This is a genomic window from Novipirellula rosea (assembly GCF_039541335.1).
In the GTDB taxonomy this organism is placed as follows: Bacteria; Planctomycetota; Planctomycetia; order Pirellulales; family Pirellulaceae; genus Novipirellula; species Novipirellula rosea.
In genome coordinates, this window is the sequence record NZ_BAABGA010000006.1 from 471,593 (window position 1) to 495,642 (window position 24,050).

Here is a 24,050-nt window from a genome sequence, read left to right on the forward strand (position 1 = left end):
ATGACCCCCGCCGTTGCTTGCTGGTTCACTTTGACGCCATTCTATTAGATGCAAATCAATTTTCATGGTATCCATCGGCAAGGAGACGGCTGGATTATGGCAACCCAATCCAAGTCCACTCGAACGAAATCAAAGTCCAAATCCAGCCGTTCGGACGCAAAATGTAAGCCTGCGAATCGCAAAAAAGCCAAAGGAAACCTCTTTCATCAGCGGCTTGCCTCGCTGACCTACTATCAAGCCTGTCAATTGCTCGGTGAACAAGGCCCCGAACTGCTCCGCCAAAGCAACCGGGCCTTCGAAATCGATTCCGAAGAAGATGTCTTCTTGGGCGGCGACCTGTACCGCGTCCGATTCCATGATTCCGACGTCCCAGGTGGTCGTGCAATCGCGACGTTGACCTTGCAATCGGCTCGCTCGAAACAGTTGCAGACCAATTGCGATCAGTGCGAAACCGCGTGCGTTCATCTGGCCGCGGCTTTGTCGCATCTGTTGGAAGCCAAAAGTGTCCTTGGTCTGGCAGCACCACCGGATGAATCGGTGCCGCTCGAAAATCTGACACATGATGAATTGCGAGAACGTGCCCTGGCCGAACGTCGGCAGCGGGCGGCCGAAGAACCGATGATGGTCCGCACCACCGATTCGTCAAAACCTTGGACCGACTATGTGGTCACCAGCAAGTCATCGGGCAAGTCCTATCGTGTCGCTCTGCGGGGGATCGAGCCGGGTCAATCGTATTGCTCTTGTCCCGACTTTCGCTCGAACTCACTTGGAACCTGTAAGCACGTCTTTCATGTGCTGGAAAAAATTTCACGGCGGTTCAAAAAGTCGGAGTTAGCGACACCTTACCAACGCAACAACTTGTCTTTGCGATTGCACTACGGCGACGATTTTGGTTTGCGATTTAATTTGCCGTCGAAGCTCGATCCAACAGTCGAAGAAATCGTGGATCAAGCGGGTGAGCAGTCCTTGCGTGATGGGCAAGAGGTGATGCGGCGGATCGAGGCGCTCGAACACGCTGGTCACCCCGTTCATCTTTACCCCGATGCCGAGGATTACCTTCAGCGTGCATTGGTGCAAAAGCATCTGCAATCGCAATGTGATGAGATTCGCCGCAATCCCGCCAAACATTCGCTGCGAACTGAACTGCTGGACGCCAAACTGTTGCCTTACCAACTCGATGGGATCGCGTTCGCCGTGGGCGCCGGACGTGCGATCCTGGCCGACGACATGGGGTTGGGCAAGACGATTCAAGGGATCGGAACCGCGGAATTGCTCGCTCAGTTGGCCGATATCAAACGTGTGTTGGTGATTTGTCCGGCGTCGCTGAAGAGTCAATGGCGAAGCGAGATCGAGCGGTTTAGCGGCCGCAGCGTGCAAATTGTGCTGGGAACCGGTGCCGAGCGAGCGGAACAATATCGTAGCGACGCCTTCTTTACCATTTGCAACTACGAACAGGTGTTGCGAGATCTCACGGCGATGGAATCCACCCCGTGGGACTTGATCATTTTGGACGAAGGCCAGCGAATCAAAAACTGGGAGTCCAAAACCAGCAACATGATTCGTACGCTGCAAAGTCCTTATCGATTGGTGCTTTCGGGCACTCCCCTTGAAAACAATCTTGGCGAGTTGTTTACGGTCGCGAGATTTGTGGACGAACAGCGTCTTGGACCTGCCTATCAATTCTTTCATCGTCATCGGGTCGTAGACGAGAAGGGGAAAACGCTCGGGTACCAACGACTGGATCAGCTTCGCGAAACGATGCAGCCCATCCTGCTGCGGCGAACACGGGCCGAAGTCGCAAAGCAGTTGCCCGAGCGGACCGATGAAATCGTGCGAATTGAACCGACGGCGGAACAACTGGAAATTCACGACAGCAACATGAAGGTGGTTGCCCAAATCACCGCGAAGAAATTTCTAACCGAAATCGACATGTTGCGTCTGCGTCGCGCATTGGCAATGGCCCGGATGGTCGCCGACAGTACGTACCTGATCGATCAACAGGAACAGGAATACAGCAGCAAGCTAGAACGACTCGGCGAGTTGCTTGAAGGGTTGATTGCCGATCCCACTCGCAAAATTGTAATGTTCAGCGAATGGCGACGGATGCTCGATCGCGTCGAGCGGCGGCTGGACCAAATCGGGTGCGACTTTGTACGGCTCGATGGCAAAGTGCCTCAGAAGAAGCGGGCTGCAATTGTGGCTCAATTTCAAAACGACCCCGAGTGCCGGATGATTCTGATGACCAACGCCGGTTCAACGGGGTTGAACTTGCAGAGTGCCAACACGGTGATCAACGTCGATCTGCCGTGGAACCCAGCGGTGTTGGAGCAGCGGATTGCGCGAGCTCACCGCATGGGGCAAAAGAATCCTGTGCATGTGTATAAACTGGTGACCACGGGGACGATCGAAGAGAAGTTGTTGGACACGTTGGCATCCAAGCAGGACTTGGCCAATGCGTCGCTCGATATGCAGAGTGATGTCGAGTCGGTCGAATTATTCAGTGGTATGGAGGAGTTGAAACGACGGCTTGAGCAAATCATCGGGCCCACGCTGACCGCGCCGGTGGACCAGAGCCAACAGCGACGGGTCGAGGCGGAAACCGAAGCGTTGCGTCAGCGACGCGAAAAAGTTTCGGCTGCGAGCGGCCAACTTGTCGGAGCCGCACTTGCGTTGGCCGGGGAATTGATCAACAAGCCGGGGGACACCCCTCCATCAAGCGAAACGGTCGATCGGTTGACCGAGCGACTGAGTGAATGTGTCGAAACCGACAGCCAAGGTCGTCCGCAATTGACGATCAGTCTGCCGGACAACGATGCGTTGCGAGGCTTGGCGGTGACGTTGGCGAGACTGCTGGAAGCCTAACGCGAGGTGCTAGTCATTGAGGCAACAAGACATCGGTACGCCCGCTTTCTGTGCAGATGTTGCGTGGGACTTCATTGCACCGATTCGCTCATGAAGACGCGTTTTGATCGTGTTTTAACGCAATAACCTCAGCCTATTTTCCCTGAGCCCGCTCGGTTGGATCGGTTGGCATAGGAGATGCGTTGGGTCGAATTGCTTTGGGTAACGCTACGAAACGGAAGTGTCGTAATTTCCCCCCTTTCAAATGTTTCACAGCGTTGTGCTTTTAAGGTTAAACGGTTGGCATCCAAAGCAGATGGCATAGACCAACGCCGCTGGGAATCAATGGATGCACAAGCCTGATGCGATGTTGCTAAAGCGGGCTCGCGCCAACGCCGAAGCGGCCGGCTATCCTCTCGCACGTCGATTGCAGCGTCGCCGCGTTGTGCTGGTCACAGGAGCATCGGTGGGTTTGGGGCTAGCGTTGGCGCGGCGATTGATTGCCGAGCAAACGCAGCAGCAATATCACATCATCCTGACCTCACGCGAGTCCTCGTTGGCTCGGTTTGAAGAGCAAGGAATTGATGCGAGCGAGACGCTTTGGATACGCTCGTTGGATGTGACTGATGCAAACCAGCGGTGCGATTTGGTCAGCGAGATCGACGGCAAACTCGGCGGAGTCGATATCCTGATCAACAATGCCGGCGTCGCTTATCGCTCTTGCGTTGAACATGTGACCGAGCCGGAGCGATTGCATCAGATGAACATCAACTTTCGTTCGCCGCTGGAGCTGATACGCTGTGTGCTGCCGGGGATGCGAGCTAGACGGTCGGGGAAGATCATCAACATTTCGTCAGTGGGTGGGATGATGGCGATGCCCACGATGTCGGTCTATTCGGCATCTAAATTTGCTTTGGAGGGTGCCAGTGAGGCACTCTACTACGAATTGAAACCCTGGAATGTGTCCGTGACTCTGGTGCAACCGAGATTCATGCGATCCGATGCGTTCGCGAAAGTTCCCTACACGGTAATGAGTGCGAAGGCATTGAGTGATTGCAGTGACCCGTATCACGAACACTACTATCACATGGAAAGATTCATCGCAAAGATGATGAACCGAGCTCTTGCTACTCCCGATTCGGTGGCCAAAAAAGTGGCCAGGATTGCACGCTCGAAATCCCCCCCACTGCGAGTCTATGGCAGTCTGGATGCGGTGGCGTTTGCATGGTTGCGATGTATCTTGCCTCGGCGTTTCTACACATGGCTGCTGTATCGCAATCTACCGAAGGTTCGCCATTGGGGACAACGCTAGATGCGATCGTCACTGTAGCGGAAGTCGTCAAGACTTTCGAGGAATCGGGGGAGGAGGACCGGACGAAACTTTTGACAAGTTTCGCTACGGGAAAGGTTCGTACTACGAGGTTGGTTTGCGGCCGAGAAACAGATAATACGGGGCCCGCAGCAGCGGCATATAGGGAACTTTGCCAAGCCGTTCTTCGTAGCGGTCGGCCATGAAACGGCGGTGGAGCATCGCGAGATGATCGCTGCTGAGAAACACATTGTCGGCGGCGAACCAGTGTGACCAAAATGCACGTCGCAACCAACCATGTTGCCGTTGATTCTTGGCCGCATGTTTTCGTGAGACATAAAAATCGACCACGGCAATCATCCCTCCGGGTTTTAGCATCGCTTCGGCCAACGCGAGCGTTTGAAACCAGTCGGGGATCATCGTCAGTGAATAGCTCAGCGTGATCACATCCACGCTCTCCGGTGGCAGCGAGAAGGTGGTGGCGTCGGCGAGCTGTGTCGTGGCATTTTCGCAACCAAGATCGCGAATCCGCCGGTCCGCGACGCTTAACAGCGATGGGGCGAGATCGACAAGCTGAATGCTGCGAAGGTTTTTGGAATTTTGGCCGGCGAAAGACAGGTTAGTACCCGTTCCCGCACCGATATCCAACCAAACACCGTCGCGGGGAAAATCGATCCTCGAGATCAGTTCTTGGCGGCCGTGCAGCATCCGCTCGCGAAACGAATCATAGTCGGTTGCTTGACCGCCATAAAAGCTTTCAAGTCGCTGGGCGTGCGTTTCGCCTCGCACGCGGTGAAACAACAAATGCCAAAGGACTCGCAAATCGGCACGACGCGACGGTTGCGTGGAAACCGCTGGGATTGTCTGGCTCATGCGGCAACCCCTGTGACGTTGGACGTGGCGGCAAGATCGGCGATGTAAAAGCTGCCGTAGGTATGCACACGATCACGGGCATGCAGCTCGCCGGCCAAGTCGTGTTGATAGTTCAGCAATTCACCCAATTGGACCGATTGCCCTGCGGCGGTGACGCGTAGCGGATCGACAAAATCGACATCGAGTGCCGCACTTCGCCATAGCACGCGGCTGCTTGCCGACGCCCGATCAACAATGCTTTGCCATTCACTCGCCAATCGCTCGGGATAACGCGAATAGAGCCAATCCATGTGATCGAGCAGCACGAAACGTGAAATCGGTTGATCGTGTTTCGATAGGAAACCTTCGACGGTGTTGGTTTGAGTGTGGACGCGGTCGACCAACCCTTTTTTTAGTTTTTCAAAGTTGTCGTGTTTTAGGTATTCTGGACAACACTGTGGCGTGTATTGCCCGGTCAAATAGACACGCCAGAAATAGTTGTCTCGCAGCGGGATTCGTTTAAATACAGTTTCAATGCGATCTTGAATGAACCCGCTCACCCCGCCTGGGAAATCTTGATCGAGCTGGTTTCGTTGACTGCGAGGAACCCCCAGCATTGCCATTGTGGTATCGCGTCGCAGCATCCAGCGAAGCGGTTTGTTCCACAATCGTCGATTGATCTCGTGTTCGTCATAGATTTCGTGTTGTTGTTCGACCGATTCGGCCGCCAGGATAGTTTCGATTGAATCGCGGAGGCCTGGAGAGCGATTCAAGTAGCCGTTAATCATCCAGGCAAACAGCCCGCTGGTGCCTCGGAAATAGAAACTACTTCGCCGCGATGTTCCCGTAAAGAAATCGGCTCGCCGATCCCAAGTGCTGTGGTATTGAGGATCCAGTTCAGGACGAATGCCGTCGTGATAGAGGACGTTCCAATCTTTGTGATGACCGCGTCCAAAAACTTGAAAGAAGTCAGCAAAATCGATCGTTTTGATCGCAGCGATCTTGAGCTCCAGCAGTGCGTTTTGCAGCGGATTCATATCGACGGCAAATATGTTTCTCGGCGACTGCAGTGCATAGTCCAAGGCGTTGCAGCCGGCCGAGGTGATCACCAGCACGGAGTCGTCCGAGGTCAACTTGAGCGCTTCGCGATCGATGCGGGGATCTTCCCAACACGTGTTGTAGACGAGGTTTCGCTGATGAACTGCGGAAAAGCATTTTTGTCCAATCCACTGAGATACTTTCGGGGCAACCATCAAAAACTCTTTTAGTTAGAGATCACACAATGAGCGGAAACTAGGCGGCAACCTCTTCCGCCATTTCATTTTCAAGACAAGGTTCCAGCGGCGGTTTCCGGTTGGGTAAATCCAGCAGCACGTCTTCGCCGTAGCGTTGCAACAGATGGATACGTCCATCATTGGACTCGACCAAAGCAGTACAGTTTTCCACCCAATCACCGGTGTTGCAGTACACCATTGAATCGTTTGACACGATGTCGGGGGTGTGGATGTGGCCACAGATCACGCCGTTGCAATCACGCACGCGAGCGTGTTGCAAGATCTTGGCTTCGTAGCTGCTAATAAAACGAACACATCGTTTGACGCGGTCTTTCAAAATGGCACAGATGCCGTAGGGATTGTGGTCTTCGCCAAGCAGCATGCGGTGGAACCACCAGTTCGCACTCAGGCAGGCGTCGTAAAAGACCGAACTGCCACGCGAAGCCCACTGGGCATGTGTTTCAAACACGTCGAACAAATCACCATGAGTGACGAGGAATCGCCAACCGCCGAGCGTTTCAAAAACAAATTCGTTGCCAACTTCGAATTTTGGCAGGTCGATTGGCAAGAACGCTCGCAGCGCCGGATTCCGCAAGAACGAATCATGATTGCCGGGGACGTAGTGAATCTTCGTCCCCTGTTGGGACAAAGTGACCAGATGCGAAATGATCTCGTCACAATCACGCGGCCAATACCAACCGGTATTGATCTTCCAGGTGTCAATGAAATCGCCAACGATGTACAGCGACTCGGGCTTGAATTGACGAAGGAACGTAAGGAATTTGCGAGACTGCGAATGCTTGCACCCTAGGTGTACGTCACTGACCAATAGTGTCCGCACCGGTGTCGCATTGGCTACGTCCATGCCATTGTCCTGTTTTACGGAGGAGCATTGCGTGTGCATGCTTTCTCTGGTGAGAAGGCATCACCATTTCCACTTGCCCGAGATATTAGAGAACGCTTGTTTAGATTGGGTGAAACACCAGCGCAGGTTCCTAGAAGTTTTTAGGATCTCAAAATCAGCTCCGGATCCGAGCAAGAAGCGGGTTTTTCAGGCATTTTTCCTTCCAGCGGACAGCGTTGCCGCATTCCGCTAAACTAGGGCTCCGTTGTTTTTCTGTTTCTGAAGTTCATGTTGGATTTCCACGCGGTCGCGTGCTGTCGCAGCCAGAAAGGCTGGACTTCCAACACGGAGGCAAGTTTGATCCATGATCGTTCGCATTTTGAGTTACATCGCTGTTGCCGTTTTTGCATTGTCCTACCTTGGTTTGGCAAAAACGTCGGTGGCAGAAGTCCCCGCATGGCCTGAATTTCGGGGAGGTGAGGGAGACGGTCGCGCGGACGCTGCGGATTTGCCGATCGCGATCGATGCGTCGGTGGTCCAGTGGGAGACACCGATTCATGGCAAAGCGTGGTCATCGCCGGTGGTGTGGGGGGACCAGATTTGGTTGACCACGGCGCGCGAAGATGGCACAAAAATGTCCGTCGTTTGTGTTGACCGGGCGACTGGAAAGGTGCTGCATGATGTGGCCATCATCGAAAACGAAACGCCCGAGTTTTGCCATCCGATGAATAGCTACGCGTCGCCAACGCCGGTGATCGAAGCGGGACGCTTGTACGCTCACTTCGGCAGCTATGGCACGGTTTGTATCGATACCGCCGACGCCAAGGTGTTATGGCGACGAAGTGATTTGAAGTGTGACCATTTTCGCGGCCCAGCCTCGTCGCCCATTTTGCATGACGGCAAGTTGTTTGTCGCGTTTGATGGCGTCGATGTTCAATTTGTTGTCGCCTTTGACAAAAAGACGGGTGACACCGTGTGGCAATCAAAACGCGAGATTGATTACGGCACCGATGTCGGCGACCGCATGAAGGCGTATGGAACGGCTGAAGTGATCCGCGTCGGCAACCAAGAGCAATTGGTTTATCCCAGTGCCGTGGCGACGATTGCGTATGACCCGCAAACCGGCAAGTCGTTATGGACGGTTTATCACGATGGCATGAACGCATCGGCGCGACCGATCTACGTCGATGGCTTGGTGTTGATCACCAACGGCATGGGCGGCATCGTGGCCGTGCGGCCTGATGGCAAGGGCAACGTGACCAAGAGTCACGTCGTGTGGACTTCGAGCAAAAGTGTCGCAAAGAAATCGTCACCGATCGTCGTCGATGGCCTGGTCTATATGATCACCGACGATGGGATTGTGACCTGTCGTGAGCTTGAAGATGGAAAGATCGTCTGGCAAAAACGGGCCGGCGGCTCCTACGCGGCATCACCGATTTATGCCAGCGGACGGATCTATTTGTTCAGCATCGAGGGGGCCATTACGACGCTCAAAGCAGGACGCGAATATGAAATGCTGGCCGAGACCGAGCTCGGTGATGGGTTTATGGCGTCACCCGCAGTGGTGGGTGACCAAATGATCTTGCGAAGCAAGTCGGCACTCTACAGCATCGTGAAGTAAGCAGGTCCAATGTCGTTGCTCGCTCCGCGAACATTATGGGATTCCGTTTTCCTGTCGTGGGCAAGCTTGTAGTTACCAAAAGGTCCCCCGCTAACGCGTTTTGAAGTTGCGCTTTTTGCTGTCGCGGAGCGACATATTTCGATAACCTCGGACTTTAGTCCGAGGGATTTTCGCCAATATCAATCGCGTCCCAACGGGACGTTTTGTGACTTGATCGTCCGCCACAGAACGTCGCTCCGCGACGGGGTGCCAATTTCAGAACCGAAACCTTGGACTAAAGTCCAAGGCTATCCCATAAAGTGCCTCCGGCACAAAAGCAGCAAACATCAAAACTTACGCGTCGCTTTGGGATCGCAATGGCGACGCGGCATCTTGAATCACGACGTCTGCTGAGCGTCGGACGGCTACCGTGATCGGTTTCGAAGGTTCCGTTCAAAACGAATGCGGCACCCGATCGGGACGGTTTCCGTAACCGCAGGTTTTTCGCCGGCGAGGGCGGCTTCGATAGCGCGAATCACATGCGGTTCGCTGACGTTTTTTCCATCAGGGCTGTCGTCCAGCGATCCCATGTAAACAATTTTGCGGTTCTTATCGAGCACAAAAAATTCAGGCGTGTACTTGGCTCCGAATGCTTTGGCGATTTGTTGGGATTCGTCGAACAGATAGGGAAAGTTGAATTTTTTCTCTGCAGCCCGCTGTTTCATCGCGGGCATCAGATCCTCTTCGACTTTGTTGACGTTGATCGCGATGACTGCCACATTTTCATCAGCAAATTTCTCTTGCAATGCAATCAAGCGATCCTCTGCGTCGACGGCATACGGACAACTGCTGCATGTAAAGGCGACCACGACGACTTTCTTGTCCTTTAAATCGTCAAGCGAATGCGGCTGGTCATCGGTCCCCGGCAAATCGTTCCAGTCCGGAGCGGTGTCACCAATGTTCACGGTGGTGTTAAACTCGCCAGCATGAATTTGTGCAAGCGACCATGGGGAAACCACCAGGGTTAGCATGGCGGTCGTCATTATCGAGTTCAAGTAATTGCGTGACATCATCGATTTTCGGCTGAGGAAGTTGGCTTGAAAGTAAGCAGACGCTGCGAAGCGGGATGGCGGTTCTGGGAAACATGCGAAAACGCTTACCGATGCCGTACCACCGCTTACAGATGGACGGGGAGAAATCGTTTTTGCTCATTGGGATCGATCGCGAGGATGGGATCGATCCAAGGAATGGAATCGCCAGCGGCAAGGCAGTCGCTGACCCGTTTCTTAAAGTCGGGAACGATTCGCTGCAATACTTCGCGTTCGGTCCCCGCGGTATGCTCGATGCCTTCGATGTTCGCGACTCGCCCCCTTTTACGTCCATCGGGAAGCGTCGAGACGTAGACGACGCACCCGAAGGTGGGGACGTCTGCCTGGGCGGCGGTCGGCAGCGAGCGGGGTGTGGTGGGGTGATCCGAGTTCATGGTTCTAGGGGCGTGAGGGGCATTTCGAGACAGGGCGGGGGGACATTTCGAGACTTGTTTGATTCGCCACGCGGCTATTTAGCGGCCTATTATCATGCGGCCTATGATCAAGTGATCTGTGTCCGAGATTCTAGCATGTGGCGGGATCGTGGCGAGCTGAAAAACGGATTCACCGAATCATCTCGGTATCGCCGGTGACTCAGGGAACTTGCGTTTACAATAGAGAAAACGCTGTGAGACGGCGAGAACTCAAAGCGTACTTAAAACGAACTGCGAAGGGTATCAATGACATTTTGGCATCACCGTTTAGGTTGTTTGGATCGAGTCTGCTGTGCCCTGCTGATGTTGTGGCTGATTGGCGTCGCCGGAACCGGATCGATGCTGTCGGCAGACGAGGCTCGCGAAGCAGTGGATCAGGAAGCGGTGGATCAGGCAGCGGTGGATCAGGAAGCAGTGGATCAGGAAGCAGTGGATCAGGAAGCGGTGGATCAGGAAGCGGTTGTATCGACCGAGCAATTGATTGCTGACGTGCGGCCGTCGCTGGTGACCATTCGTGTGCAAGGACGCGACGGCGATCAACTTGGTATTGGAACCGGATTTGTAATTGACGATGACGGCTTGATTGCCACCAACATGCATGTCATCGGCGAAGGTCGTCCGTTTACGGTCGAGACATCGAGCGGCCGCAAATTGCCAGTCGTTTCCATCGAGGCGTCGGACGCGGCCAACGACTTGGCGATCATTCGTGTCGACGTAGGCGAGGACCACTTGTCGGCACTGACGTTGTCCGAGGGGGAACTGCCGCCGCAAGGCAAACGAGTGTTGGCATTTGGTAACCCGCTGGGGCTGCAAGACAGTGTGGTTCAAGGGATGGTTTCGGCGGTCCGCGAAATCAGCGGCCGGGAAATGATTCAACTCGCGATGCCCGTCCAGCCAGGAAACAGCGGCGGGCCGGTTGTGGACGATCAAGGCAACGTGCTCGGGATCGTGAACATGAAGTCCGCGGTCGACGACAATCTCGGTTTTGCCATTCCAATTGATGATTTGACTCCCCTGCGTGAGAAAACAAATCCAATCACGATGGATCGCTGGGTACGACTAAGTGGGCTTGATGAAAACGATTGGGAAATTGTGTTGGGCGGATCATGGCAGCAACGCGGAGGCGTGATCTCGGCAAGCGGCGCTGGTAAAGGGTTTGGCGGTCGATCGTTGTGTTTGTCCACCGCCACGGAGAACGAACCCCCTTTTGACATTTCCGTTTGGACGCGACTGGACGATGAATCCGGCGCAGCGGGGATTGCGTTTCATAGCGACGGTGGAGATCGACACTATGGTTTTTATCCGAGCAACGGCAAAATGCGATTGACCTGTTTCTTAGGCCCCTCGGTCTACTCCTGGCAAGTGCTCAGCGATGTACGGAGCAAACACTACCTACCCGAGCAATGGAATCACTTGCGAGTTCGCGTCGAAAAAGATCGGATGAAGTGTTATGTCAATGAACATTTGGTTGTCGAATCGACGGATATGCAATTGACGAAGGGGCGTGTCGGAATCGTTAAATTCCGTGACACCAACCCCGAGTTTCGCCGTTTTCGTGTCGGGCCCGATCTGGCTTCGCCACCGCTGGACGGTGCCGTCTTGGACTGGATCGCGAGTTTGGGCAAGGGAGACATCAAGACTGGCGAGATTGATCAATCTCACGTGGACATGTTATCCGTAAGCGGTGATGTCGTGTCGCGGGAATTGATGCGACGGGCGGTTGAATTGGAGGAAGAGGCGAAGCAGATGAAGAATCTGGCCAGCGATGTGCTGCGTGCTCCGCTGCTCGATCAACTCGGTGAGTTGTTCGCCGAGGAGTCCGATTCAGATGAAAGTGCAACGAGCCGACTGGTCAAAGGCGCGCTGTTGATCTCGGCGATTGAAAATCCGCAAGTCGATCTGGCGGCCTACGAAACGAAGCTCGAAAGAATGGCCCAAGAGGTAGCCGAAGGCTTTGGACCGAAAGATGACGAGCGACAGAAACGTCAAATCCTTGATAAGTATCTGTTCCAAGAGAATGGATTTCATGGCGGCCGTGCCGAGTATTACCACCCCGCCAATAGTTTTTTGGATCGCGTGATCGATGATCGCGAAGGATTACCGATCACGCTGGCAATTTTGTACATCGATCTCGGCCGACGGCTTGGTTTGCAAATCGAAGGGATCGGATTGCCGGGGCACTTCGTGGTGAAACAGGTGATGGAATCGGGCGAAGAGCAACTGATCGATGTGTTTGATCGGGGGGCGGAATTAAGCGACGAAGCAACCGCCGAGTTGGTCCAGCAGTTCGCCGGTCGAACGATTGCCGAGTCCGATCTTCAATCCCAGAGCGACCTCGATATCTTGACTCGCGTGCTCAATAATTTAATTGGAATCGCGACTCGCGATCAGGACATTGATGCAATGCTGCGGCGAACGGATATGTTTGTGACGCTGCATCCGGACGAGAATCGATATCGTTTCATGCGAGCTCAACTGCGGGCCATTTCGGGCCGCACGGCAAGAGCACGCGAGGATCTTGACGAACTGCTTCGCCGCGAACCTAATGGGATCAATGGACTTCCGATTCGCGAATTGAAAGCATCTCTGCAGCCTGATCGTGAGGATAACTGAGACCGTTGCTTGGAACGTCGAAACGCGGCGGTGTCCAGGAATCAGGTTCGGTTAGGTTGCAGTAGACGGCGTTATCGCAGCGGTTTGAGGTTATCGCAGCGGTTACAGAGATTTCGCTGCAATGGCAAGTAATCTCTGTCCCGGGGAAGTGCTGTGAGGTTACAATGCGATGGGGGGGTGTAGGTGTCCCTATCCCCGCAGTATTGATTCCGTGCTGACTCTCCGTACCCCGTTGCAAGACATGAAGTCCACGAAACGAAAACCGAATATCGCATCATTCGTTAGTGAAGCGGAGTCGCGTTTGGCGACAACCCATCAATTGGTAGAGGATATGGCGAAGGGCAACACCCGTGCAGAGAAGCCGAGTGAAAAGGATGGCTCGAGGAATCTTCGTAGTGAAAAACCTGCGAACAGCCGAAGCGTCGTCGTGCGAGCGACCGAGGGGCTCGTGCGTTTGGAACAGCAGCGACGTCGCCGGGCGCTGTTGCGATCCTTTGTCGCTCTCTGTTTTGTACTTGCGATCGGATATGCCATCCACTATGCGCTGAGCAAATGGTTGGGGATGGAGCCGATCACGCACGTCTGGGATTTAATCCGAGTTCGATTGCCCCTCGAAAGCACACCTTAGTGCCGCGTTATAGCTTTAGTTTTGCGTCGCGAGAACGCGTGCGAGAGCTTCAGACCGTTCGGCCAATACAACGAAAGCCGTTGACGGCTTCCGCTACGCTCTATCCTCGTTTTTAGCCTACCGTCGGCGGCCTTGTTGTCGCGGATAGTAGTGCGAGGTGTTTTGGAAAGTAGCAGCTTGCGAAGCGGCACCCACGCCAGTGGTCAATCGTTCACGAATTTGATTGTCGACGATATCGGAAACCTGTTGCTGCGTAATCAAGCTTTGCCGCTGCGATTCCGCGTAGTACGAGGGTCGGGTGCGCGAGACGTAGTCGTTATAGATTTCGCGAGGTCGAACGAACGTGTAATAGTTCGGAAGTCCGGTTCCATTGAATTGTCGGTAAAACAAATACGGACTAAATGTCGGCCGTGCAGGATAATAGTGGGCTGGTTGCTGAGCGCTCACGTTGGACGCATTCCCACCAAGCAGGAATCCTGCGGAGACACAGACGGCAAGATAGAACTTGTTCATTGCTATCAAAGCTATGTTATGAGGAGTCGGAATGACGACAGTGCGTCTGCCGGCGAGATCAGCGTGATGGAACCGGGTACGACAGTCGTTATCGACCGTGAAGCACCGCAACCATCGGCATTTCCCGCTTGCCCGCAGCGAGATCAACGAGAGACGATCCTCTGCTATTACGATTGTAGTGACTGGGTCCAGTTTTCGTGTTCAGAAATCGTTTGATGCGAAGCGATCGCATCTGAAGACATGCTGTTGATATGTCCACTGATGTCGGATTGCAAAATAACAAACTTCGGTTTTCCGAGGAGATTGGTGGACCACAATTTGCGAAGGGCATCGCGTGGACAATCCGTGTGATCTGAACAAATTCTCGGTTCTTCTTCGTGCCTCACTAGTGGGGATGGATTAAGCTAAAGGACCCCATGAGAGTGGTGTCAGGTTCGAAATCAAATTCTTCTCCCAAGTTTCGAGTGATCTGAGATGGCGAATGCAAGTGCGGCTGACTTGAGTCAAGTGACTGAGTATTTCTCTGCTTTGAAAGACACGATAGATCGTTGTGATCTCGAGGAGTGGCAAGCAGCAATCGATTTGATTGATCAGACGTGGAAGGACGATGCCCAAACGATTGTCTTCGGCAACGGCGGAAGTGCGTTAGCGGCGCAGCACGCGGTGACCGATTGGAACAAGAGTCTATACCTTGCATCGGGGCGGCGTTTTCGAGGAATATCCCTGGCGGACAACATGGGGATCGTTTCTGCTTACGCCAATGACGTTTGCTACGAGGATGTGTTCCTCGAGCAGCTGCGTCCGATTGTTTGTGAAGGCGATTTAGTGGTAGCGATTTCCGGCAGCGGAAATTCAGAGAACGTCGTTCGCGCAGTGAAATTCGCGAAGGACCAGGGTGCCAAAGTCATCTGCTTGACCGGCTTTGACGGTGGCAAGATTCATGAACTTGCCGACATCAACGTGCACATTCCGATCCACGACATGCAAGTCGCCGAGGACATGCACGTCGTTTTCATTCACAACGTGATCAAGAACTTGATGCACAGGAACCTATGCAAGTCCTTGTAGCGACTTTGTGACTTCCAAGAAAGTCGCACGGCGATGCGCCGTGCGACAAGAAACGGCCAGTCGATTTATTGAAGCAAATTTGGGAATGCTTCGATTGCAGACGACTCGCTTTCGAAATCCGGCAATGAGGCCAGCAACACGTCGACCGACTCGGGATCAAGAGCCGATTGATTCGCGAGAGCGGCATTTCCAACGCGGTTGGAATCAGTCTTGCTTGATCCCACCGCCGTGCTGCCGGTTTCAGCACGATCGGCCGAATCGTCCTGTTCGCTAGACTCGGTCACTTGGTTGGGTGACAACGAGATCATCGGCTGCACCGCGATTGCCGCCGTCGGGGTACCAACCGTGCGAGCAGTGCTCGATCGAAGCGACGTTGCCGAATCGGTCGAGGGGCTATCCGTTTGATAGGAAGCGGCTACCTGCCCGACCCTTTGCACTGGATCGACGACATAGATCGCGTCCAGCGAACGTGTGATCCCGTTGGTGGATCCGACGTACAGAATGGACGTCGAGTCGATGGGATCGTTCTCGCTGTAGGCGATGATATCGTTACCGGTGGCCTTCACGTCGGAGGTCACTAGATTTCCCAGCGTCGTGAAATAGACCTGGTTGGATTCTGGATTCAACGAAACGCCCGTGATATTTTCTCGGGACGTTTTCAATCCGAGTTCCTCGCCGTTCTGAAACAACTGCCAAGTACCAGCAGTGTCATCACCCAAACGGGTTGCGTTAAATTTCACGAGGTCGGATTGGCTTCCGCTAAGTCCGGGAACCGCAAACCGCCCGGTGGTGCTGATGATCAAGTTTCCATCGGTATCCAGGCTTATCGCGTCGATGTTCTCGTAGTAGGTGCTCAGTCCCACGTCCGATCCATCAAAGTACATTTCAAAGGTTCCCGCGGTGTTATCACCGGTTTCTGTGGGGACAAATCGGACAATATCGGTCGGAGCGATCGTGGCAAGTCCGGCAAGTTTCGTGTTTGCGTTGAAGCTCAACAAGATGCTGCCGTCGGGTTGGAGGTGAAATGCATCCACGTCGCTACGGATGCCCACATCCGAACCGTCAAAGAACATTCGCCAAGCGCCGGTTCGCGTGTCATGGATAAAAATATCCTCGTCTGCGAAGGTCAAGTCGCCTACCGATACACGACTCTGTGCACTCATGTAGATTACTTTGTCCCCGAACACTTCGGTGCCAGTAAAGTTGCCATGTTGAATGCCATCGAGTGCGGCTCGTTCGATCTCAGTCAACGCGTTCGCGTCACTGCCGATTGCGGACGCTGCGAAAACACTCCTCGCAGCCGATACGTTGCCGCCAGCCAACGAAAGCGAATTTCCCGAAAAAGCGGTGGCGGCTTGGTTGCCGTCGGAACTCTCTGTATAGAGCGACCAATCACCGGACGATTCGGCGCCGAACACACCGTTATTCAGCACGACCCTCTGTTCGTTACTGACCGTTTCATCGGCAAGATGCAGGTTGCCAACCGTGCTGATGACCAGGCGGCCATCGGCTGTGAAGCTAATTTCATCAATGTCGCCGCTGGTGGGGTTCAGACCGACATCGGATCCATCAAGAAACCACTCGAGCGTTCCAGCGGTCTTCGTACCGAGACCAGTTGGTGTGAATTTCAAAATGTCGGAATCACGTACCAGTCCCAGCTCTCTTGAATAGCTGTTGGAATCCATGCTCAGCAGGATATTACCATCGTCTTGCACATAGAATGCGTTGACATCCCAGCGAGACAGACCGACTTGAGAGCCATCGAAGTAGAGTGACCATTCGCCGGTGCTAGTATTCAGCGCCAGAATGTCTTCGTCCGCATAGGGAATGTCACCGACGATTCCGTTGCTGGAAAAACTTACATAGGTAATTTCGCTGGTGCTCGGCGGCGGGGGCGGCGGAGTGTCTCCGTCATCAGGCAACTTGATTCCTTTGCCATTGACGGTGATCGCGACACTCGCTTGGGTGCTGGCGCCGTGTCGATCGGTAACACGATAGACAAGGGTTTGCACTTCCTGCTGTCCCACCAGTAGATCGTCGAACTGGTCGGCCGGATCAAAGCGGAACTGGCCGCGACCAAGGTCTACGAATTGGCCACGCGAAGGTGAGGTCAACCATTCGTAGCTCAGTGAGTTTGCGTCGTCGTCGCCATCAATATCGTCAGCGACGACGGCATGCACCACTGCCGATGCATCACCGTTGATCGAAAAGGCGAGATCGTCGGCGGTCGGTGTGTCGTTGCTGCCGTGGATTTGGAATGAAATCGACGCCGTATCGGTTTCGTAACTGTCGCTGACCGTGTATTGAAAACTTTCGGTTAAGGATTCATTTTCCGTCAGACTTTGGATCTCGGTCGCAAACCGATCCAGAACATAAGAGTAGGAACCATCGCGATCCCATTGCAGCGATCCAAAATTGCCAACCACCGGCGAGGCAAACGGGTTGGTTGATCGCTCGATTTGGATCACGCTCAACGTTTCATTGCCATTCGCGTCTTGGTCGTTGCTGAGCAGATTGCCGCTGACTGCGCTCGGACGATCTTCGTTGATCTGAACATTGTCATTCGACGCGACGGGTAACGCATTGACAAATACACTTGTCGAATCGGCATTGTTGCGAGAGTTGGACTCACTTGTGCTGGTCGTTACCTGTGACTCAAGTGACAGTGTGCCGGGCTGCGTCGTCGTGACTCGAATTTCAATCTGCTTTGACGCACCGCTTGCCAAGCTACCAACGTCCGAAGTGATGACTCGATTGCCACCCGAGCCACTGTTAAGCGATGAATTCAACCATCCTGAGCTTGCCGTGGTGGTGACAAGAACGTTTTGGGCGGTGACCGCGCCTTGGTTACTCACCGTGACGGTGTAGATCGTGTCGTTGCCTAGCGTGACTGCTGCAGCATTGTCAGTGGACTCTATCCGCACGTCCGCTAATTGTGGCGATTGATTGTCAACGGTAAGGTTAAAAAGATCCGAAGTAAAACTTCCACGACTATCAAACGCGGTGACCTGGATCGCGGTTGTGCCTGATGCCACGGGATGGCCGGTGATCACTCCGGTCTCGACATCGATGTCGATCCAGTTAGGCAAGACGCCACCATTGCGAGGCGCGATCGAATAGGACAGATCGTTGCCATCCTCGGCGTCTTGGAAGTAACTCGAGATATCGAAGTCGAACGAGGCGTTGCGATGGACCGTGGTATTTGGAATTGCGGAAACCAATCTGGGCGTCTGGTTCGCCGGATTGACGGTGATGTCAAAGTAGTCCGTGGCGGTTGCGCCATATCGGTCTCTCGCGGTGAGCTGAATCGAGATCGTTCCCGCGTCCGATTGCGATGGAGTTCCAGTGAAATAACCTTCGTCGCCATAGAATTTGAGCCACGACGGCAGTGCTTGCCCGTTGGTTTGCCGCGCCGTGAAGGACAACGTGTCATTGGAATCGGTGTCAAAGAAGTGACGTTTGCCGACATAGGCAAAATTCTCGTTGACGACGATGTTTTCTGCTTCGGATCCACCTCCGATCAAGTATTGCCAAGCGCCCGTGAAACCTTCGGTGCCAGCAGCCCCATTATTAAAGGCAATGTTTCCTTCTAACGTAGAATTTTTCAAGCTTGCGGCACTGGATCCATAGACTTTGATGCCATGCCGGAATTGGTTGAACAGAATGTTGTCGGCGAAGACGCGGGTGTAGTCTTCGTTTTGCGCGTAGATTCCTTGACCGTGTTCTCGGTCAGGCCCCGACCAGCCATTGTTGTAAATCAGCGATCCGTAAACCTCGCCTCCATCGGCACGTGCCCAATACCCCAGACCTTTGTTTAGATCGTGAATTTCCCAGTTGATGATCTTGACGTGATCCCCCTGGACGTTGATGTTTCCCCGATTGATGTTCGCGGGCCACGATCCGGGAATATTGGTCGTACGTGACGACAAATCGCTCGAGAATACCTCGAATCCTTGATAGTACGTGTATTGCCCACCGACGGTGATCAATTCCGCATTTAGGGGCGTTCCATTGTTCAAATCAATGATCACCTCCTCGCCTGGGCGCTCCCGCACGTAGATCGGATTGTTGGCAGTACCCGATAGCGTGCTGGTGAATTTGCCGCGGTAGGTCCCGCCCATGATCCAAATCGTGTCACCCGGTGCGACGCTCGAGGGATGACTCATCGCGGTTTGCATATCCCATGGATTGCTCTGGCTGCCATTGCCCTGCGGGGTTCCATTGGGCGAGACATAGAACTCATTTCCGCTCGCGGGAACCGGATCGGCCTCGGACAAAATCAGAAAACTGCCAAACTCTTTGTCGACCACCAACGGGGCGACCGGGTTATGACCGATTGGAACGGGCGAGACTCGGTCGACCATCGCAACTGAGACTGGGTTGCCATCGTAGACGCCAGAAACGACCGGATCTCCTTTGAGGTCGAGCACGTCGTAAATCTCAAACGCCGCTCCTACCTGAACCACCTCCGACAAATCGAGCTCGACTTGATCGAGTCGGTCCCAGTTGTAAACGACCGCATTTCCACGACCGGGTTCGTATTGGTTTGGACGTACGTCAACCACCGTTCCATTGACGGTGTGGGTAAGCGTGCTGTTGGCATCAAGACCCGAACGATCTTTCCATTGGTCCCAGGTGACGACGGAACCGTCGTAATTGAATGCTCGACGCGTATCGGAGACGTAGCTGTTATCGTCCCAGATGTAGTCTTGAGGTGACACACCACGGGGGATGTCGGTTAACTCGAGAACGCGGTAAGGGTCATCGTTCATCACCGTATTGCCGGTAAAGGTGATGTCTTCCCATGCGCCGAGAAACTGAACCCCGCTGGCAAAGTAGTTGTCTGTCGCGCGAATATCGGTCCCTCCGGACCCGTAACCAAACACGACTCCGGTCGTCGGTAGCAGATTGAAGGTGAATGGAATTTCGGCTCCCAAGGTCAGATCCGCAATCGGGGTGGCGATCTGAGGTGGTTGGTTGCCGCCAGCCAGAAGTAGCCGGGGTTCGAGCCGCTCTAGCAGTTGGCGTCGCTTGTTCTGGTGCCGCGAAACGCGCCGGCGCAATCGTTTGTCAGAAGATAACCTGATCTGCATTCGCTCTCTCCCAGTGATAGGAGCCTATCGAAGAAAAGGGGCTTAGGTGGCCTAAGGGTGGCCGAAGAGCGTCGCATTCTACGTATTGTGAGGGATGGTACCAGACCAGTTTGACTAGGTAGGCCGGGGCGGTTATCGCACCCCTCTGCTCGCGTTTTCAGAGAGAGAGACTCGGTTTTTTGTGTATATATCCGAGTTTATTGCGGACCCGGCGTCGGGTTTGCGCTACGCGAAATCAAGAAAATTAGAAGTAGAAAAAAAGTCGTCCACCTCACTTTCGGTGGGGGATCGGTTACTTTCCGCAGGTAGTTTTTTTGCATTCATAGAGAGACCAGGCATGTCCAGCCGCGTGAAACTCGAACCCGGTGTTTCAATACGAGCCAACGAAATTTGCCTCGTTTCGTTCAATACAGGTGGCGGGAACGCGACGAGTTCCGGGGGGCGGGCAGGTATGGACGGCTGGGGAACGTCCAGCGCTTGCTGCGACGCGTTTACCTTAAGTGGCCGAGCCACAAGCAGGTTGGTGACAAGTGGAGTATCCAAGGCGGTAACCGGTTCATTCCCGTTGGTTTCAGAATGGCTAACAGGCGATAGGGCTGTGGGTTGCAGGGAAACGTAGGGGATGATCGCAGGTGGATTGACATGAATCGCGTCAAGTGATTGCGTAATCCCCTGCATCGCTCCGTTGTAGAATATTTCGACGGTGCAAACGGTCTCTTCCGAGAAATGGGCTGCACTGCAAGCCAAAATATCGGCACCCGAACCACCGATGTCGCCGGTGAAGCTCGTGCCCAGTGTGGTCACATAGAGCGTTTGCGAATCCGCACTTCGAGAGACGCCAATCACATTTTCGCTGGTCGCCGTCAATTCAACATCCGAACCATCGAAGTAAAGTGACCAGCTGCCAGCGGTAATGTCGCCTAACATCGTCGGAGAAAAGCGAAGGATATCAGCATTGGTTCCGCTAACCCCATCGACCGTGAATCCTCCGCTTGTGCTAAGCAGCAGATCGCCACCGGAGGTCGTGCTTATCGCATCGACGTCTTCGTAATAGGTGGTTAGCCCTACGTCGGACCCATCGAAGAACATTTCGAAATGGCCCGACGTCTCGGCTCCGGTAGTCGTCGGAATAAATCGCACAATATCAGGACGGTCCACGGTTCCAAGCCCCGCGATCGTTGTGGACGCATTGAAACTCATCAATACGCTGCCGTCGCTTTGGATGTCGAACGCATCGACGTCGGTATTGATCCCCACATCGGAACCATCCAAGAATAACTTCCATGCACCGCTGCGCGTGTCGTGATAAAAGATGTCTTCGTCTGCAACATTCAAATGTTCGATCGATAATCCATTGATAGAGCTCATGTAGATGACGTCTTGGCCAAACACCTCGCGGCCGGTAAAGCTGCCAACTTGGATTCCGTCTAGGGCATGGTGGCTTTCGATGCCATGATTGCTGCCGTCAAATTGCTCCGTCACGTTACACGTTGTTTCATCCCCGGTCGTGCCGGGGACGCAGGTGACAATATCGATCGCCTCGCCGCTGACGCCTCCAAACGAAAACTCATTTTGAAAGGCCAGATGAAGGGCGTTGGTGGTTGGATCGACGGAAACGCCCCAAAGATTATCGTTGGCCAGTCCAATGTCGGATCCATCAAAGTACAGCTCCCATTGCCCCGAGCTGGTGGAGCCGAAAACGCTGTTGTTGAGCACCAACAAGTCTTCCTTGGATGCCGTCACCCCGGCGATTTGCAGGTCTCCAGGCGGGCTGATGACCAATCGTCCATCGGGCGTCATGCTGATCGCGTCAACGTCACCGCTGGTAGGGCTAAGTCCAACGTCGGATCCGTCAAGGAACCACTCAAATGTCCCCGCAGTCAGGACGCCATGATGAGTGGGAGTGAATTTCACAATATCGCTGTCACGGATCAATCCAATTTCATCGACACGCGCCGTGGAATCAAAACTGAGCAGGATGCTGCCATCGGCTGCGATGTGAAAGGCATTGACATCGTAGTAACCGAGTCCCAATTGGGATCCGTCGAAGTACATCGACCAATGACCGGTGACAGTATCGAACGCCAGGATATCTTCGTCAGCAAACGGAATGTCCGCGATCACCCCACTACCAGCGAAACTGACAAAGGTCACGTTGTTTTCCGCGGCTTCGCCAAGCACAAGTGAGGTGGCAGTCGCCGCGTTATTCTGCTCGTTCAAATCCGCCAATTCGGATGCGACGGTGGCCGTGTTGCTCAGCGGTCCTGTTTCGGTCGTGGCGACCGTGAGGGTGACTTGTCGCGTTTGACCGCTGGCGATATCGCCGAGTTCCCAACTGACCGCACCATCGGTGATCGTAAACGCGTCCGAGGATGAAACCAAGTCAACCGATGATGCAATTGGACTAATCAATTGGACTCCGGTCGCGACTTCGGGACCGTGATTGGTGATCGAAAACTGATAGGTCAGCTCGTCGCCGATGGTGACCGTCTCAGCAGCTCCGCTAATCGTAAGACTCAAGTCTGCATGCGGAGGATCAACGTGCGTCGTTTCACTGGCGTCGTTGTTGGCGAGGGTTAAATCAAGCGTGTCCGACGACACGCTTGCATGATGAGTCAGTTGACCTGCTTGTGTTGCGACAACATCGATACTGACGTCGATGCTTTCGCCAACAGCCAGATCACCAAGTTCGAACTCGACGATGCCGCTGTCGTATTGACCGCCCGATGTGGCCGAGACAAATTGGGTTCCGGTCGGCAAAACGCTACTTAACGTTACGTCGGTCGCGGGCTCGGGACCGAGATTGGTCACGGTCAAGTTGTAGCTGAAACTGTCACCGACCAGGACAGGATCTGCGGAGTCGTCAAGGGTGACTAGCAGATCCGCTTGAGGAGGATTCACCTCGGTCGTTTCCATCGAGGTATTGTTGGTGGCGTCGGGATCATCGGTGCTGGAGGTCACGTCGACGGAGTTGATCAACGTGCCGGTGGTCGCAGTCAAAACTTCGAGATCAATCGTGCGAACGCTGCCGACGTCGAGATCTCCGAGCGTGTAAGTCAGCGTTCTGCCGGACAAGGAATAGGGCAGCGACGTCGAGACCAATTCGACGTCCGCCGGCAAAGTGTTGGTCACGACCACGTCGACGGCCGGTTGTGGCCCGTCGTTGCGGACCGTGATTTTGTACGTGACCGTATCACCAGCGGTGACAGCGTCGGCAGCATCGGATTGGGTGACCACCAAATCGGCAAGCACCGGATGGACCACCACGGTGGCCGAGCGGGTGTTGTTTGCCGAAACGCGATCTTCGCTATCGCTGCTGACGCTTGCGGTGTTGACCAGGGTGGCTGGCTGGGATGTCGCGACGATGATTTCCAATTGCACGCTCTCGCCGGCGCCGATGTCCCCCAGATCAAAGTTAAGTATCCCCGAATCGAGTGAATACGATGGCGATGCACTGACAAACGTTGTCTGCGGTGGCAACACGTTACTCAAAACGACGTTTTCCGCGGTGGCGGGGCCGTGGTTGGTGAGCGTCAATGCAAAGCGAACTTGGTCGCCAACGACAACCGGTTCGGAAGGGGCGTTGATTGCAATCGCAAGGTCGACGCCGCTCAAGTCCGATGGAATGACGACGTGCAATGCATCGAGCGATTGGGAAAATCCGTTGGCAGCAGCAGAGTACAGGGCGGACACCTCACATGTGGTGTCGTCGCCGAGAGTGCCGTCGCTGCAAGTGAGAACATCGGTGCCAAGGCCGCTGAAGGTGGGTGTTGCGACACGACCAAGCGTGGTGAAGTAAATTTGTCCCGTGATCGGATGTGTTGAAACGCCAGTGATATCCTCGGTCGACGATGTCATCGCCAAATCCGAACCATCGAAATGCAATTGCCAAC

14 protein-coding genes are annotated in these 24,050 nt (G+C 54.2%); 6 read left to right on the top strand and 8 right to left on the bottom strand.

Annotation, left to right across the window (positions count from 1 at the left end; translation table 11 throughout):
* Positions 1 to 96 precede the first annotated feature (96 nt).
* Complete coding sequence (locus ABD971_RS02345; protein ID WP_345319014.1) at positions 97 to 2,862, top strand: DEAD/DEAH box helicase; 2,766 nt, start codon at positions 97 to 99, stop codon at positions 2,860 to 2,862.
* Between the two features lie 328 nt (positions 2,863 to 3,190).
* On the top strand, positions 3,191 to 4,153 hold the full coding sequence (locus ABD971_RS02350) for an SDR family NAD(P)-dependent oxidoreductase (protein WP_345319016.1): 963 nt from the start codon (positions 3,191 to 3,193) through the stop codon (positions 4,151 to 4,153).
* A gap of 102 nt (positions 4,154 to 4,255) precedes the next feature.
* Here ABD971_RS02350 and ABD971_RS02355 read toward each other — a convergent pair whose 3' ends face one another.
* Genes ABD971_RS02355 through ABD971_RS02365 form a run of 3 tightly spaced genes read right to left on the bottom strand, consistent with a single transcriptional unit; the run spans position 4,256 to position 7,141 of the window.
* On the bottom strand, positions 4,256 to 5,023 hold the full coding sequence (locus tag ABD971_RS02355) for a class I SAM-dependent methyltransferase (protein WP_345319018.1): 768 nt from the start codon (positions 5,021 to 5,023) through the stop codon (positions 4,256 to 4,258).
* Positions 5,020 to 6,255: a BtaA family protein gene (locus tag ABD971_RS02360; RefSeq protein ID WP_345319020.1), complete on the bottom strand. Its 1,236-nt coding sequence runs from the start codon at positions 6,253 to 6,255 to the stop codon at positions 5,020 to 5,022. The genes ABD971_RS02355 and ABD971_RS02360 overlap by 4 nt, the downstream gene beginning before the upstream one ends.
* A gap of 40 nt (positions 6,256 to 6,295) precedes the next feature.
* Positions 6,296 to 7,141, bottom strand: a complete 846-nt coding sequence (locus ABD971_RS02365) for a UDP-2,3-diacylglucosamine diphosphatase (protein WP_345319022.1) — start codon at positions 7,139 to 7,141, stop codon at positions 6,296 to 6,298.
* Positions 7,142 to 7,484: 343 nt separating this feature from the next.
* Between ABD971_RS02365 and ABD971_RS02370 the strand changes: the two genes are divergently transcribed.
* Entirely contained in the window at positions 7,485 to 8,741 is a 1,257-nt protein-coding gene (locus tag ABD971_RS02370) for an outer membrane protein assembly factor BamB family protein (RefSeq protein ID WP_345319024.1), read from the top strand.
* A 404-nt stretch (positions 8,742 to 9,145) separates the two neighbouring features.
* On the opposite strand, the gene ABD971_RS02375 is transcribed toward ABD971_RS02370, so the two are convergent.
* Both ABD971_RS02375 and ABD971_RS02380 read right to left on the bottom strand, forming a co-directional pair.
* A complete protein-coding gene (locus tag ABD971_RS02375) occupies positions 9,146 to 9,763 on the bottom strand; it encodes a thioredoxin family protein (RefSeq protein WP_345319026.1) in 618 nt (205 codons plus the stop codon).
* A 134-nt stretch (positions 9,764 to 9,897) separates the two neighbouring features.
* On the bottom strand, positions 9,898 to 10,203 hold the full coding sequence (locus ABD971_RS02380) for a hypothetical protein (RefSeq protein WP_345319028.1): 306 nt from the start codon (positions 10,201 to 10,203) through the stop codon (positions 9,898 to 9,900).
* Between the two features lie 285 nt (positions 10,204 to 10,488).
* Between ABD971_RS02380 and ABD971_RS02385 the strand changes: the two genes are divergently transcribed.
* Both ABD971_RS02385 and ABD971_RS02390 read left to right on the top strand, forming a co-directional pair.
* On the top strand, positions 10,489 to 12,855 hold the full coding sequence (locus ABD971_RS02385; RefSeq protein WP_345319030.1) for a transglutaminase family protein: 2,367 nt from the start codon (positions 10,489 to 10,491) through the stop codon (positions 12,853 to 12,855).
* A 241-nt stretch (positions 12,856 to 13,096) separates the two neighbouring features.
* Positions 13,097 to 13,483 carry a hypothetical protein gene (locus tag ABD971_RS02390; protein ID WP_339944176.1) on the top strand — a complete coding sequence of 129 codons (387 nt, stop codon included), beginning with the start codon at positions 13,097 to 13,099 and terminating at the stop codon, positions 13,481 to 13,483.
* Positions 13,484 to 13,600: 117 nt separating this feature from the next.
* Here ABD971_RS02390 and ABD971_RS02395 read toward each other — a convergent pair whose 3' ends face one another.
* Positions 13,601 to 13,996 carry a hypothetical protein gene (locus ABD971_RS02395; protein ID WP_339944178.1) on the bottom strand — a complete coding sequence of 132 codons (396 nt, stop codon included), beginning with the start codon at positions 13,994 to 13,996 and terminating at the stop codon, positions 13,601 to 13,603.
* Between the two features lie 474 nt (positions 13,997 to 14,470).
* On the opposite strand from ABD971_RS02395, the gene ABD971_RS02400 reads away from it, so the two are divergent.
* Positions 14,471 to 15,064: a D-sedoheptulose-7-phosphate isomerase gene (locus tag ABD971_RS02400; RefSeq protein WP_345319033.1), complete on the top strand. Its 594-nt coding sequence runs from the start codon at positions 14,471 to 14,473 to the stop codon at positions 15,062 to 15,064.
* 65 nt (positions 15,065 to 15,129) lie between these two features.
* On the opposite strand, the gene ABD971_RS02405 is transcribed toward ABD971_RS02400, so the two are convergent.
* Both ABD971_RS02405 and ABD971_RS02410 read right to left on the bottom strand, forming a co-directional pair.
* Positions 15,130 to 20,157, bottom strand: a complete 5,028-nt coding sequence (locus ABD971_RS02405) for a putative Ig domain-containing protein (protein WP_345319035.1) — start codon at positions 20,155 to 20,157, stop codon at positions 15,130 to 15,132.
* Positions 20,158 to 20,382: 225 nt separating this feature from the next.
* Positions 20,383 to 24,050 (bottom strand): COG1361 S-layer family protein (locus tag ABD971_RS02410; protein WP_345319037.1); only part of this gene is annotated, 3,668 nt, incomplete at its 5' end.